This is a genomic window from Sodalis sp. RH16 (assembly GCF_047324245.1).
GTDB lineage: Bacteria > Pseudomonadota > Gammaproteobacteria > Enterobacterales > Enterobacteriaceae > Acerihabitans > Acerihabitans ligni.
Window position 1 is genome coordinate 3,533,287 of sequence record NZ_CP178737.1, and the last position, 12,508, is coordinate 3,545,794.

General features: G+C 56.4%; 12 protein-coding genes. 3 read left to right on the plus strand and 9 right to left on the minus strand.

What is annotated here, in order from left to right; genetic code table 11:
- Positions 1 to 35: 35 nt before the first annotated feature.
- From ACL2XJ_RS16215 to ACL2XJ_RS16250, 8 genes are all read right to left on the minus strand, one after another.
- Positions 36 to 1,085 carry a HoxN/HupN/NixA family nickel/cobalt transporter gene (locus ACL2XJ_RS16215; protein ID WP_413723806.1) on the minus strand — a complete coding sequence of 350 codons (1,050 nt, stop codon included), beginning with the start codon at positions 1,083 to 1,085 and terminating at the stop codon, positions 36 to 38.
- A gap of 89 nt (positions 1,086 to 1,174) precedes the next feature.
- On the minus strand, positions 1,175 to 1,672 hold the full coding sequence (locus tag ACL2XJ_RS16220) for a nitrile hydratase accessory protein (protein ID WP_413723807.1): 498 nt from the start codon (positions 1,670 to 1,672) through the stop codon (positions 1,175 to 1,177).
- 3 nt (positions 1,673 to 1,675) lie between these two features.
- The gene (locus tag ACL2XJ_RS16225; protein ID WP_338091464.1) at positions 1,676 to 2,038 is read right to left on the minus strand and encodes an SH3-like domain-containing protein; all 363 of its coding nucleotides are present in this window, start codon (positions 2,036 to 2,038) and stop codon (positions 1,676 to 1,678) included.
- The gene (locus ACL2XJ_RS16230; RefSeq protein WP_338091465.1) at positions 2,035 to 2,346 is read right to left on the minus strand and encodes a hypothetical protein; all 312 of its coding nucleotides are present in this window, start codon (positions 2,344 to 2,346) and stop codon (positions 2,035 to 2,037) included. The genes ACL2XJ_RS16225 and ACL2XJ_RS16230 overlap by 4 nt, the downstream gene beginning before the upstream one ends.
- Before the next feature lie 16 nt (positions 2,347 to 2,362).
- Positions 2,363 to 2,974 (minus strand): nitrile hydratase subunit alpha, encoded by a 612-nt coding sequence (gene nthA, locus ACL2XJ_RS16235; protein ID WP_203522199.1) that lies wholly within the window; start codon positions 2,972 to 2,974, stop codon positions 2,363 to 2,365.
- Positions 2,975 to 3,424: 450 nt separating this feature from the next.
- Complete coding sequence (locus tag ACL2XJ_RS16240; protein WP_132922618.1) at positions 3,425 to 4,039, minus strand: ANTAR domain-containing response regulator; 615 nt, start codon at positions 4,037 to 4,039, stop codon at positions 3,425 to 3,427.
- A gap of 16 nt (positions 4,040 to 4,055) precedes the next feature.
- Positions 4,056 to 5,234 (minus strand): transporter substrate-binding domain-containing protein, encoded by a 1,179-nt coding sequence (locus ACL2XJ_RS16245; protein WP_413723808.1) that lies wholly within the window; start codon positions 5,232 to 5,234, stop codon positions 4,056 to 4,058.
- Between the two features lie 14 nt (positions 5,235 to 5,248).
- Positions 5,249 to 6,985 (minus strand): nitrilase-related carbon-nitrogen hydrolase, encoded by a 1,737-nt coding sequence (locus tag ACL2XJ_RS16250; protein ID WP_413723809.1) that lies wholly within the window; start codon positions 6,983 to 6,985, stop codon positions 5,249 to 5,251.
- A gap of 453 nt (positions 6,986 to 7,438) precedes the next feature.
- Between ACL2XJ_RS16250 and pyrD the strand changes: the two genes are divergently transcribed.
- Positions 7,439 to 8,449, plus strand: a complete 1,011-nt coding sequence (pyrD, locus tag ACL2XJ_RS16255; RefSeq protein ID WP_413723810.1) for a quinone-dependent dihydroorotate dehydrogenase — start codon at positions 7,439 to 7,441, stop codon at positions 8,447 to 8,449.
- A gap of 156 nt (positions 8,450 to 8,605) precedes the next feature.
- Positions 8,606 to 9,154 (plus strand): cell division protein ZapC, encoded by a 549-nt coding sequence (locus ACL2XJ_RS16260; RefSeq protein WP_413723811.1) that lies wholly within the window; start codon positions 8,606 to 8,608, stop codon positions 9,152 to 9,154.
- Positions 9,155 to 9,174: 20 nt separating this feature from the next.
- Here ACL2XJ_RS16260 and ACL2XJ_RS16265 read toward each other — a convergent pair whose 3' ends face one another.
- Entirely contained in the window at positions 9,175 to 10,281 is a 1,107-nt protein-coding gene (locus ACL2XJ_RS16265) for a YcbX family protein (protein ID WP_413723812.1), read from the minus strand.
- Between the two features lie 103 nt (positions 10,282 to 10,384).
- On the opposite strand from ACL2XJ_RS16265, the gene rlmKL reads away from it, so the two are divergent.
- Entirely contained in the window at positions 10,385 to 12,505 is a 2,121-nt protein-coding gene (rlmKL, locus tag ACL2XJ_RS16270; RefSeq protein WP_132927823.1) for a bifunctional 23S rRNA (guanine(2069)-N(7))-methyltransferase RlmK/23S rRNA (guanine(2445)-N(2))-methyltransferase RlmL, read from the plus strand.
- Positions 12,506 to 12,508: the final 3 nt, after the last annotated feature.

The following is a 12,508-nucleotide window of genomic DNA, read 5'->3' on the forward strand; positions in this document are numbered from 1 at the left end:
ATTAGGGATTCATTAAGTGAACCAGGCCATGTCCTTCAACTTTGTTCAAACTTGACATCGATGTCGTCGAAATTGCGCAGGCGGTAGATCATCATTGAGATACCCCAGCAGCCGATAAACAAGGCGATGACGATATAACCCAATAGATTGAAATGGGCGGTCAGGTTCTGGATAACGTCCCACGCGCTTCCTTGCAGGGACAGTTTGTCGGATAGCAGCGCCAGCACTTCGATACCGCCGATAAAAAACGCCACCATTACCGACAGCAAAGTGATGGTCATGTTGTAGTAGATTTTTCGGATGGGACGAACAAAGGCCCAGCGGTAAGCGCCCACCATCAGCATGCCGTCCAGGGTATCAATCAGCAGCATGCCGGCGGTGAACAATGCGGGCATTACCATGATGCTCAGAAAGGAGAGTCCGCCGTGGGCCTGGGTGGAAGACAGTCCGAACAGCGCCACCTCGGTGGCGGTATCAAAGCCGATTCCGAACAGAAAGCCAATGGGGAATAAATGCCAGCTTTTTGACACCAGCGCAAACAACGGGCGAAATATCCTGGCAAAAAATCCCCGGCGGCTGAGAAGTAAATCCAGGTCTTCTTCAATGATTTCCTCGCCCCGGCGCACGGCGCGGAACGATTTAAACACCGACAGGAAAATCAGAAAATTGATCGCGGCGAGAAACAGCAGGAAAGATGCGGAGGCGATGGTACTGATAATGCCGCCGATGGCCTTCATATTGCCCATGTAATTTTGGATGGCAACCGAGGCCGCCACCACGCCGGCGCACACCAATATAACCACGGACGCGTGGCCGAGAGAGAAGAAAAAACCGGCGCTGCTGGCCGTTTTGCCTTCCTGCATCAGCTTTCGTGTGGCGTTATCAATGGCTGCGATATGATCGGCATCCACAGCGTGGCGCAGGCCGAAGGTGTAGGCCAGCAGTGACGTACCCAGGAGCGTGGGTTGATCGTGGAATAATAACAGCGCCCATGCCCAGGCAACGACGTTAAGAATCACAATGGCCCAACGGAGAAAACGGGTGTGCTCGTCGCCTTTAATAAACTGTTGCAGAACATCTTTCATCGTATTCACCTGTCAATAGACTGCTTAACGTTAGGTCCGCCGGCCGCGGCCGGCGGATGCCGCGGGTAGATAAATCGGCGGCGTTATTTTTACCGTGTCGCTGCGCGGCCCGGCGATACCGCGATGGGCGTGGGGGCCGCCGGACCCTGGGCATGATGATGGTGATGATGAGCATGGGGCGCCGGCGTGAGAGACGCCCGCTCCAGCGCGGCGCAGGGATCGGCGATTTGCTCCACCTGGTTGAGCGAGACCGGCTGGCCGTGTGGCGTATGAAGATAAGCCAAATGCCATAAGGCCTGCCGCGTGGTCACATCTTCTTCGCGCAGCACCGCCTTGTGCGCCAGCAACCGTTCCAGCGCCGCCAGCCATTGCCGGTAGTAGGCGTCGCCGATGCTTTCATCTGCCCGCTGCGGCTGTTCGCGGATAATGGCCGAGAAAGCCTGTACCCACTCCGTCCAGCTATACAGCCCGCCGTGGGAGAGCTGCAACGCGGTGGCGAAGGCCTCCGCCTGCCAGGGTTCGCCAAACGACATCTCGGGTTCGTCCATAATGGGAATCGGCCGCTGTTCCTGGGTTAACCTGGTCATGTATTAGCCCTCCGCCGGTGCGGGGTCGATGTAGTCATCCCACAGATCGAGATAGACGGCTGACTTTCCTTCGGTCTGTGCGCCCCAAAGCGCCTGCGCCTCGAAACGCACGCTGTAGACATGCTGTGGCCGTTCCCCCTGCCCGTGGGCGGTGGTGTCGGGGAACACAAAGGCGCCCTGGTGGCGGAACACGGTGCCGGTTTTGCCGCGCACATAGCGGGGCAGGCGCGTGTGTCCCTTGGGATGAATATTTTTCGCCTGCACCCGATCCCCTGCGTTGAAACGCTGCGCACGGTCGGTAGGACGTACATATACCGGATTGGTTTTTACCGCCGCCAATACCTGATCTTTTTCCAATACCATCATGGCCGTGCCTCCTGGAGCTGTTTGATTTTGTCTGCAAGTTCTTCGGCGGTGAATAGGCCGTTATCCAGGCCCAGGGTTTCCATGGCATGGAACCAATGGACATAGTAAGGCGTGCTCAGGTACTCGGCGGGATCCATCACTTCTATGGCGTGGCGGAACTCGTCAATGGGGCACAGGCCGCCGGCAAAATAGAGGCCGATGGTGGAGAAAACCTGTTTTTCCCAGGCGGCTTTAAACACCGGTTCGTTGTGATCAGGATTGATCGGTCCCAGGTTGTGCATGCCGCCGACATCGTGAATTGAATTCATGGCAGATTCTCCAGTTTCAGGGGTGGGTGACCGGCGCCAGCAGGTCGGTTCCGATCATCGAGTCACGGCTCACCAGTGACGCCAATTGTTCTTCGCTCATGTCCTCGCTGCCCGCAGGACGCTGCGGCAGCACCAGATAGCGGATTTCGGCATTGCTGTCCCAGACCCGGACCTCGACGCTATCATCAAGGGTTACCCCGAATTCGGCCAGCACGGCGCGCGGCTCGATCACCGCACGCGAGCGATACTGCGGCGCTTTGTACCAGGTGGGCGGCAGGCCGAGTGTCGGCCAGGGATAGCATGAGCACAGGGTACAAACCACCATGTTGTGCACGGCGTCGGTGTTTTCCGCGACGTACATGTGCGCGCCTTCCAGGCCGGTAAACCCCAGTTCGGCAATGGCCGCGGTTGCATCGGCGAGCAGCCGCTGTTTATAAGCGGGATCCGCCCAGGCTTTTGCCACAACCTTGGCGCCGTTTTTTGGTGCGAAACGGTGCTCGAAGATATCGATGATTTCATCGATGGCTTCCGGTTTCAGATAGCCTTTCTCAATTAATAGCGATTGAATGGCCTTGATTCGCAATGTGGGAATCGACGGCGGCGTCGTAGGTTCAAAAACGTCTTTCATTACGATCTCCTGTGTTGTGACGTTATTTTTTACGCATGTGCTTTAAGAACATGGTGTCGCGGTTATGCGTAAAGCGATAAAAAAAGCCCCAGCGACTCAAACGAGTCGTTGGGGCATCTTTGCCGATTCTGCGCTGTTCAGCGGCCGGTGATTTTATATTCCGGCCACATCTTTAATACCGTTAAGCATTACCCTTATCAGCCGCTCATACGGCATTCTTTGCTATTAACTAAGCAATTAGGATGCCAAAACGGCTTTTTAATCAGAAATCTATATAAAACATGAGATTGTTTTAAAAATAATTAATTTTACGCTTGGCACCGGGGAAAATATGACTCATCCAGGTGCAATTTATTTGTGAAATATCACCACTTTTGTGCATAATTATCCTTGTTAGTTGTAATGGCATCCTGCTGTGGCAAAAATCATTAACACGCTAAGTTATTTTTATCAGGGATCAAAACAGCTGCGGGATTTAATTTTCTGCAACCACTCATGGGGTCTGGCCAATAATTCAATGCTGAGTTCTTCCACGGTTGTTTGCCGCTCAGTGGCGAACCGGCGCAATAAAATATAGGACTGCTGTTCGTCGCACTGCAATGTGTTCATTAACAAAATTTGTGCCGACAGTAAAAACTTTCGCGACTTGACCCGGATCTCCAGCTTTGCGATGGTGGTTTTATCATCCTGCTTGCGCCGATATTGGTTCATCGCCAGCAGGATGGTGGAGAATATCCCTTCTGACTTCATGGGTTTACGCAAATAGCCGTCGATATCCTGGTTGATAATCCACAGCAGACGGGACGGCGCTTCCGATCCCAGCAACGCGATTTTCGGGCATTCCGGCCAGGGCTGCGCTTCCAACTGCCGCAATAAGATATTATTGTCGCTGTCGAAAATAACCATGTCATGCCCGCCGTTCAGAGTATCGGGTTCGGGTTCGGTAAAAGGAATGCCCATGATGCCCAGACGGCGGAACTGCTGCAATAAATGCTGTTCATCACGCGCGTTGCAGCCTAACAGCGCAATTCGCAAGCCGCGCACCACCAATCGGTTATTTTTCACGTTATCCCTCATCGCGTCAGCTTTTCGCACCGGGTTCGGGCGCTCCGACCCAGGTAAGATAGGGGTCGGGCTTTACCGGTTCGGGCGCCTGCCAAAAAATATGGAATTTGCCGTCCGCGCCGCAGCGCGCCAGTTTGGGCGTCAGCCAGGCATGATTGTTATCCGCATCGATCCGGGTTGCGCCGTTGGGAGCCATGAAAACATCCTCGTAGGCCGCCTGGCGAACCAGCGCCACATCATCGCTGCCGCAGCGCGTAATGGCATTCGCCAGCATATGGCCGCCAATCCATGCCGCCTCGGCATCTACCGACGGCGAGCAGTCCTCGCCGAAACGCCGGCGATAGCGCGCCAGGAACTGTGCATTTTCCGGCGTATCTATCGATTGGAAATACACCGCGGAAACCAGGTAGCCTTCCACCGTTTCGGCGCCGACCATATTCACTTCCGCTTCACAAAGGGTCAGGCTAAGCCGCGCGATGGGGTGTGAGCGCAAAAAAGGGTGGTCGGCCGCCATGTCATGCCAGACGCGGTAAAAGCGGTAAGCGGAAATACCTACCAGGGTAACCAACACCACCGGCGGTTTTTTAACGATGATATCCTCTATAATCGCCGCAACCTCGGTTTCCCCCAGCGGCAAGAGGCGGCTGGCGATCATGCGTCCACCCAGGGGCTCCACGGTTTCGCCCGTGATTCTGTCGATTTCCCAGGACCAGACATAATCGGAACCGATATGATAGATATCCGGCTGGTAGTGCTCAGCGACGTATCGAATCATCGGCAGGACATGCTGGTTGGGCGCCGCGCCGAGGTAGATTACATTATTGCTGCTTTCGAACCCCTCATAGCGCGCGGTATGCCATAGCAGGGCGTTGGCCCCCTCAACCAGCGGCAGGATCTGCTTGCGCGACGCCGACGTATAACATCCGACGATATGCCTGACGCCGTGCCGGTAAAGCAATTCATGGCAATAGTGATAATAGTTTTCCAGGTTGCAGGCCGGGTCGAAAATCACCGGCGCCAGGGTAAATGGCAAGGCGGGATTGGCGTTAACCTCTTCAATGGCCAACAGGATGCCGTTAAGCATTTCCCGTCCAATAACGCCGTACTGGCCCGAGACGGAATAAAGAATACCGACCGGAATCGGTGACTCCCGCCGGCCGCGGTATGGCCGCGGATGTATGGCCGTAGTGAGCATCGCGTCTCCTTTTATTATGCGGTTTCACCGGGCTGGCAACGGATTAAATCCGGATAAAAATGCGTTTGGCGCATGGCCACCAGGTCCTTGCGCCTTACGACATTGGTGGGATAAGTACTGTCGAGATTACGGGTGTCCACATCTTCAGTGACCACGTCGCCGGCTCCCACCACCAGGGATTCGCGCCGCGGCCAGAGGAAGGTGTCCGGTCCGAAGATACCGCTGGGCAGCGCCGGCAGCGACTCGCTGCTATCCTGGGCGTTGGCGAACGCCAGATACACATTATTTTCCCCGGCCCGGACCCTGGGCAGCAGCCAATGATAGGGACTGGCGCCGGTGGCGATGGGGTAGTTATGCGGGATACGGGTGCCGGTATGCGCTCCGGCTGCCGGGGCGTTCAGCGCTGCGGGGCAGGCGATGATATCGCAGCCGCGCAGGGCCAGTATGCGGCCGGCCTCAGGGAAATTAAGATCGTGCCCCAACAGCAGTCCGACCCGGCCGCAGGGCAGGTCTATCGCAACCCACTCGTTGCCCGCGGCGGCCCAGGCGGCGTCTTTGGCGGTTAAATGGATCTTGCGATAGCTGCCGATGACGCCCTGCGGACCGACGGCCAGCGCGGTGTTGTAAAACGCCCCTTCTTGCGAGGCCTCCACCAGCCCGGCTACCAGGGTTAAACGGTGGCTAACCGCCAGACGCATTAGCGCGAGCACCGCTGCGCCGTCCAACGTCAGGGCAGACTGCGGGCCTCGATATTCACCGCTCAGCGCCAGCTCGGGCAGTACCAGCAGTTCTGCTCCTTGCCGGCTGGCGCGGTCGGCCAGACGGGTGATAACGGCCAGATTGCCGGCCACGTCATCGCCAGGCGCGAATTGACCGACGGCAATACGCGAGCATTTACCGGCCGGCAGGGGGCGCATGCCATACAGTCGGAAAAAGTCCAGCGGGTTCCAGGCATAGCTGTTGTTCATCAGCTCTTTGTACAGCGCCGGCCGGCGCTGCCGGATCAACGCGCCCGGACGGGATGCGCGCCTGATGGTGCCGCTGACCAGGCCGTCGCCGCAGTCGCGCCAAGCCTGTATATGGCCGTCCGGCTCGATGATGCAGCTGCCGCCGCTGAATTGCACGCCCCGTTCCAGGCCCCAGCGGTTGCTCTCGATGAGATAACAGCCGTTCTCATAGGCTCGGTTAATCCAGTAAGGTGCGGGGGTACGCTCGGCCAGCCAATTGCTGATATGGCAGATGACATCCGCGCCGTGGATTCCCGCCAAACGGGCGGTTTCAATAAAATGAATATCCATGCAGATCAGCAGCGCAATATTTCCGATGGGCGTACTGAATACCGAATGACCCAGATCGCCGTTGGCGGCCCACTTAGGTTCGGAAATATAAGGGTGAGTTTTTCGATGTTTGCCGATGACCCCTTCAGGACCGATAAGTACCGCTGTATTGTAATAAAGCCCGTTAACGGCGTCCTCTTCCGGTAATCCGATCACCAGATAACAATCGTAGCGCCGGGCCAGTTCGGCAAAAAGGCCGGTAGTGGCGCCGGGAACGGATTCAACATAGGGCGCCACTTCTTCGCGATCCTGCCAGCAATAGCCGGTGGTGCCCATTTCCGGCATTACCACCAGACGCGCGCCCTGTCGTGCGGCCTGTTCCGCCAGGTCCAGCAGGCGGCGGATATTCTCTTCTTTATGGAATAACCTTGGCTCAAACTGAATGGCCGCGACGGGGATTGGTTCAGTGCTCATAGTAGAACTCCAGGATTATCTAAAAATACTCGGCGTGTGATGTCAGCGTCCAATGGCCCCGGCAATGCGTTCAATTCCGTCAGGATAAAAAAAAGCCCCGCTAACTCAGAGAGCTAGTGGGGCATCTTTGCCGGTTCTGTTTGTTTGCATGAAAAGCACGCCGTCCGCTTAACGGCTGCCGTTGATAATGAGTTAAGCAGGAACTATGCCAAAAAAAATTATTGATATAAATCAAGAAAATGTCATATTTCTATTTTGTCAATGGACCGGCATGGCGCCCTGAAAGCGCTTTTGCAGTGCAAAAATGGGGCTGTCCGCACCAAAAGAAGGCGAAGGACGCCGCAACACAGCCAAGTATGGGTAAATTGCTTTTTTTTACTCCGTTCAATTTCTTTTCCGCAGGGGATGCCCGATAATACCGCCCCGGTTGCAACCGGGATATCAGGAGACCCTATGTTTTATCCCCTCGTTAAACAGGCGTTATTTCAGCTCGATCCGGAACGCGCCCATGAATTCACCTTTCAGCAGCTGCGCCGAATTACCGGCACACCCTTTATGGGGCTGGTGCGCCAGTCGGTACCCGTCAAAACGGTCAGCTGCATGGGCATAACTTTCAAGAACCCGCTAGGGCTGGCCGCCGGACTGGACAAAGACGGTGAGTGCATCGATGCCCTCGGCGCCATGGGATTTGGGTTTATCGAAGTCGGTACGGTGACGCCGCGTCCGCAGCCCGGTAATGATAAACCGCGCCTGTTTCGTCTGGTGGCGGCCGAGGGGTTGATTAATCGGATGGGGTTTAACAATAAGGGTGTTGACTATCTGGTTGAAAACGTTAAAAAATCTCATTATGACGGCGTATTGGGCATTAATATCGGCAAAAATAAAGCCACGCCGGTAGCGCAGGGCAAGGATGATTATCTCTATTGCATGGAAAGAATATATCCCTACGCGGGATATATCGCGATAAATATTTCTTCACCCAACACTCCCGGGTTGCGGACGTTACAATTCGGCGAGGCGCTGGACTCACTATTGCTGGCCATAAAAAATAAACAGGCCGAATTGAACCAGTATCACCACAAATATGTCCCCGTTGCGGTGAAAATAGCCCCCGACCTGACGGATGAGGAGCTGTGCCAAGTGGCCGATAGCCTGGTGCGCCATAATATCGACGGCGTGATCGCCACCAATACCACCACCGGACGGGAGTTGGTCCAGGGTTTGGAACATTGCAATCAAGCCGGCGGCTTGAGCGGTCGCCCGCTGCAATCACGCAGCACGGAGGTGATACGGCGTCTGTCCCTGGAATTAAACGGCAAATTACCCATCATTGGCGTGGGCGGCATTGACTCTTTGGTGGCGGCGCGGGAAAAAATAGCCGCGGGCGCATCGCTGATTCAAATATATTCCGGGTTCATTTTTCACGGTCCGCAGCTGATTAAAGATATTCTTACTCATATTTGACACTTTTTTGCAATTTAATGGCCTTTGGGGTTTATTTATCCCTTAGGCTCGTTTATCTTTTATCTGGTTGCTGTTCATGGTTTGGTGGATTTTATTTCCAGGCCCCAAAGGAAGACCAGATATTGCTTAAGCGATTGCGACGTGAAAGGATTAAATATGAAATTCACACCCGGCGATAATTGGCGTTGGTTCTTCGATGCCGAACACGATCGGATGATGCTGGATCTCGCCGACGGTATGTTATTCCGTTCTCGCTTCTGCGCTAAAATGCTGATTCCCGATGCTTTCAGCGAGTCGGTTTTTTGCGTGGATGACGCCGCCTTGTACTATACCTTCGCCGAAAAGTGCCGCGGGCTGCCGTTAAAAGAAGAGCAGCGCGCCGAATTGATTCTCAACGCGCTGACGGCGCTACGCTTCCTTAAGCCCGTCATGCCCAAGAGCTGGCATTTCCTGCCGCAGTCAACGTCGTCGGACTGGCAGCCGGTCACCGGTGATGATGTCCTGGTGCGCTTGCAGGAAAACGGCGAATACGCCCGTATGCTGGTGGCGGAAGCCGGGGATAACGCCAGTTTGTGCGTATTGGCGCAGCAGCAGCTGAGCGTTGCGTCGCGGCAGATGGTATTGGGCGATGTCATCAAGATCATGCATGACCGGCTGATGCCTTATCCCCAGCAGGATGAAATCCGCTATGCCGCGGCGGTTTAACCCGCCTGCGCCAAAGGGCCCTATCCCAAGCGGAGATCGGTTTTGGGCATGCAGCTGCAGGTCAGTATCTTGCCCGGTTCGCCGATCGCGCTGGCGGTCAAAGGGGTGACCTCTCCCGCCAGCAGCCGGACCTTGCATGTGCCGCACAAACCGGCCCGGCAGGAATAGGGTATGCGTATGTTCTGCTGTTCCAATTGCTCCAGTAAAACTTGCCGATTGTTGCCGGTGAAGGTTTGCCCCCGATAGTCAATGGTCACGCTGTATTCATCACCCGCCGGCGCCGCGCCGGTTTCTTCCGCCGCCGGGCTGCCCCCGTAACGGCGGGGCGTCTGTTCGGTGAGTATCTCCACCTCGGCGCCCACCCGGATAATACCGCTGCCGCGGGCCAACAGATTCTGGCCGAAGTCCACATCGCCGTTCTCGGCGGTCCGGTAGCTTTTTAACGTGCGCAGCGGTTCGGCGGCAGGATGCCTGCGGCCCTGTTCGACGCTGACGGTGGTCAATACACAGCGTCCGCAGGGTTTTACCACCTCAAACGGCACTTCGCCGATCCTGAGGGTGCGCCACCGGTCTTCGGCATAGGGCTCGGCTCCGGCCACCACCAGGTTCGGCCGGAATTGCGTAAGTTTGATGCCGGCGGGACAGCGCCGCTGTAAATCACCGAAAGAGGCTTCGTTTATCAAGAGGTAAGGATAACCGTCGGCAAACGACAGCGGAACGCGGGGATGGGCTTTCACCCGGCGATGGCTTTGGGCGCCGGTCCAGCGTAGCTGTACCGGGTGGCCTATATAGCCGCTTAGCCAGTTATTGATGGCCTCGGGGGCGATATAGGCGGTAAAATGATTGCCCCAGACCTCCGTTGGATGCGCGTCGGCGGTAAAATCCTGATAGCAGGCCATGGCGCTTTGCCCGTCCGGTGCGCTAATATGCAACCCGTTTTGTACTATCACCGGTGTGAACAGGACCATTTGCGGATATTGCCGGGCGGTAATAAAGGTGCCGTCGGTTTCGGTCAGCATGAACGTCCGGTCCCCCGCCAGTCCTTCAGCGCGGGCCAATGCGTAAGAGAGTTGTAAACCACGCATAGATTTAACCGGATGAATATATAATCGCGATAAACTTACCATTTTTGCCTCCCTGCCGGACGACTCAGTTGGGCCAACTTTATGACAACGGGTCGGGATTAGCTATAATGCGCAACGAATTTCTTTTCAGATGATAAGCGACATGATGAATGCACTCTTTGCCAGTACGGCACAAGGTTTGGAAGAACTGTTAAAAAGCGAGCTGGAAGCACTGGGTGCCCTGGAATGCAAAATCGCCCTCGGGGGCGTGCATTTTCGCGCAGACCACCGGCTGCTTTATCGGAGCCTTCTTTGGAGCCGTCTGGCTTCGCGCATTCTATTGCCGCTTAATGAATTTGAAGTGAAAAGCGACAGCGACCTCTACAGGGGGGTACAAGAAATTGACTGGCCGGCGATTTTTCCGGTGGAGAAAAGCTTTGCGGTGCATTTCAGCGGCACCAACGACGCTATCCGCAACAGCCAGTATGGCACGTTGAAAGTCAAAGACGCCATCGTCGACCAATTCACCGACGCGGTGCAGCGCCGGCCGGATGTGGCCAAACAGCAGCCTGATATCCGGGTACAGGTTTACCTGCATCGGGATCGCGCCGTCGTATCGCTGGAGCTCAGCGGCGGGGGACTGCATCAGCGCGGTTATCGCGACAGCGCCGGGCAGGCGCCGCTGAAAGAGAATTTGGCCGCCGCCATCGTCCTGCGTTCGGGCTGGCAAATCGGTACGCCGCTGGTGGATCCCATGTGCGGTTCCGGTACGTTGCTGATTGAGGCGGCCCTGATGGCGGCCGATCACGCGCCGGGGCTGCTGCGCCGGCAGTGGGGGTTCGATGCCTGGCTCGGCCACGATGAAATCCTCTGGCGGACGGTACTGGAGGAGGCTCGGGAACGCGCGCGTCTCGGCCTGGCACAGGCGGTCCCGTTATTTTTCGGATCGGACAATGATGGCCGGGTGCTTGAGAAGGCCCGCGCCAATGCCCGCCATGCCGGTATCGCCGGGCTGATTTCGTTTTCGGTCAACGACGTCGCCAATTTGGTGAACCCGCTGCCGGAAGGTCCGGTGGGTACCCTGGTGAGCAATCCGCCCTATGGCGAGCGGCTGGAGAGTGAGCCGGCGCTTATCGCCCTGTACAACCAGCTTGGCCGGGCGGCGAAAAGCCACTTCGGCGGCTGGCGCCTCTCGCTGTTCAGCGCCTCGCCGGCCTTGCTCAGCGCGCTGCAGTTACGCGCCGAGCGGACGTTTAAAGCCAGGAACGGGCCGCTGGAGTGCGAGCAGAAAAACTACCTGCTGGCTGAAGTCCCAAGCGTCATGGCTTCCCGCGGTATCGCGGAGGATTTTGCCAACCGGCTGCGTAAAAATATCCGCAGCCTGGAAAAATGGGCCGCCCGCGAGCATCTGGATTGCTATCGGCTGTACGACGCCGATCTGCCGGAATACAACGTGGCTATCGACCGCTACAGTTCCTGGGTGGTGATTCAGGAGTACGTGGCGCCGAAAACCATCGACCCGGAGCGCGCGCGGGCGCGGTTGTACGACGCCATCTCCGCTACCCTTGCGGTAACCGGGATTCCCGCGAGCCAGCTCGTGGTGAAAGCCCGAGAACGGCAGAAAGGCAAAAACCAGTATGAGAAGCTGGCGCAAAAAGGCGAGTTCTTGCTGGTGGATGAATATGACGCCAGGCTGTGGGTGAACCTTACCGACTATTTGGATACCGGCGTCTTTCTTGACCACCGCATCGCCCGTAAAATGCTCGGCGAAATGTGCCGCGGCAAGGATTTCCTCAACCTGTTCGCCTACACCGGCACCGCCAGCGTCCATGCCGGTATCGGCGGCGCCCGCAGCACCACCTCGGTGGATATGTCCCGCACCTATCTGGAGTGGGCGGAGAAAAATCTGCGCGGCAACGGCCTCACGGGCAAGCAGCATCGTCTTATCCAGGCGGATTGTCTTTCCTGGCTGCAACTTTCCCAGGAAAGCTTCGATGTGATCTTTATCGATCCGCCGACATTTTCCAACTCAAAACGCATGTCGGAGAGCTTCGACGTGCAACGTGACCACCTGCTGCTGATGCAGGATCTGAAAAGATTGCTCAGGCCGGGCGGTACGATAATGTTTTCCAACAACAAACGCGGTTTCCAATTGGATACCGAGGGCTTACAGGCTTTGGGTCTGGCCGCGGAGTCCATTACCGAGCGTACGCGTTCGCCGGACTTTGCCCGGAATCGCCATATACATAATTGCTGGCTGATAAGCCATGCCGATCGGGATCAATAAACG

Excerpts from the sequence above, each read along its gene's own strand:
- ACL2XJ_RS16220 (WP_413723807.1), bottom strand. The coding sequence starts at position 1,672 with ATGACCAGGTTAACCCAGGAACAGCGGCCGATTCCCATTATGGACGAA.
- ACL2XJ_RS16245 (WP_413723808.1), bottom strand. The coding sequence starts at position 5,234 with ATGCTCACTACGGCCATACATCCGCGGCCATACCGCGGCCGGCGGGAG.
- nthA (WP_203522199.1), bottom strand. The coding sequence starts at position 2,974 with ATGAAAGACGTTTTTGAACCTACGACGCCGCCGTCGATTCCCACATTG.
- ACL2XJ_RS16230 (WP_338091465.1), bottom strand. The coding sequence starts at position 2,346 with ATGAATTCAATTCACGATGTCGGCGGCATGCACAACCTGGGACCGATC.
- ACL2XJ_RS16250 (WP_413723809.1), bottom strand. The coding sequence starts at position 6,985 with ATGAGCACTGAACCAATCCCCGTCGCGGCCATTCAGTTTGAGCCAAGG.
- ACL2XJ_RS16225 (WP_338091464.1), bottom strand. The coding sequence starts at position 2,038 with ATGATGGTATTGGAAAAAGATCAGGTATTGGCGGCGGTAAAAACCAAT.
- ACL2XJ_RS16215 (WP_413723806.1), bottom strand. The coding sequence starts at position 1,085 with ATGAAAGATGTTCTGCAACAGTTTATTAAAGGCGACGAGCACACCCGT.
- rlmKL (WP_132927823.1), top strand. The coding sequence starts at position 10,385 with ATGAATGCACTCTTTGCCAGTACGGCACAAGGTTTGGAAGAACTGTTA.
- pyrD (WP_413723810.1), top strand. The coding sequence starts at position 7,439 with ATGTTTTATCCCCTCGTTAAACAGGCGTTATTTCAGCTCGATCCGGAA.
- ACL2XJ_RS16265 (WP_413723812.1), bottom strand. The coding sequence starts at position 10,281 with ATGGTAAGTTTATCGCGATTATATATTCATCCGGTTAAATCTATGCGT.
- ACL2XJ_RS16260 (WP_413723811.1), top strand. The coding sequence starts at position 8,606 with ATGAAATTCACACCCGGCGATAATTGGCGTTGGTTCTTCGATGCCGAA.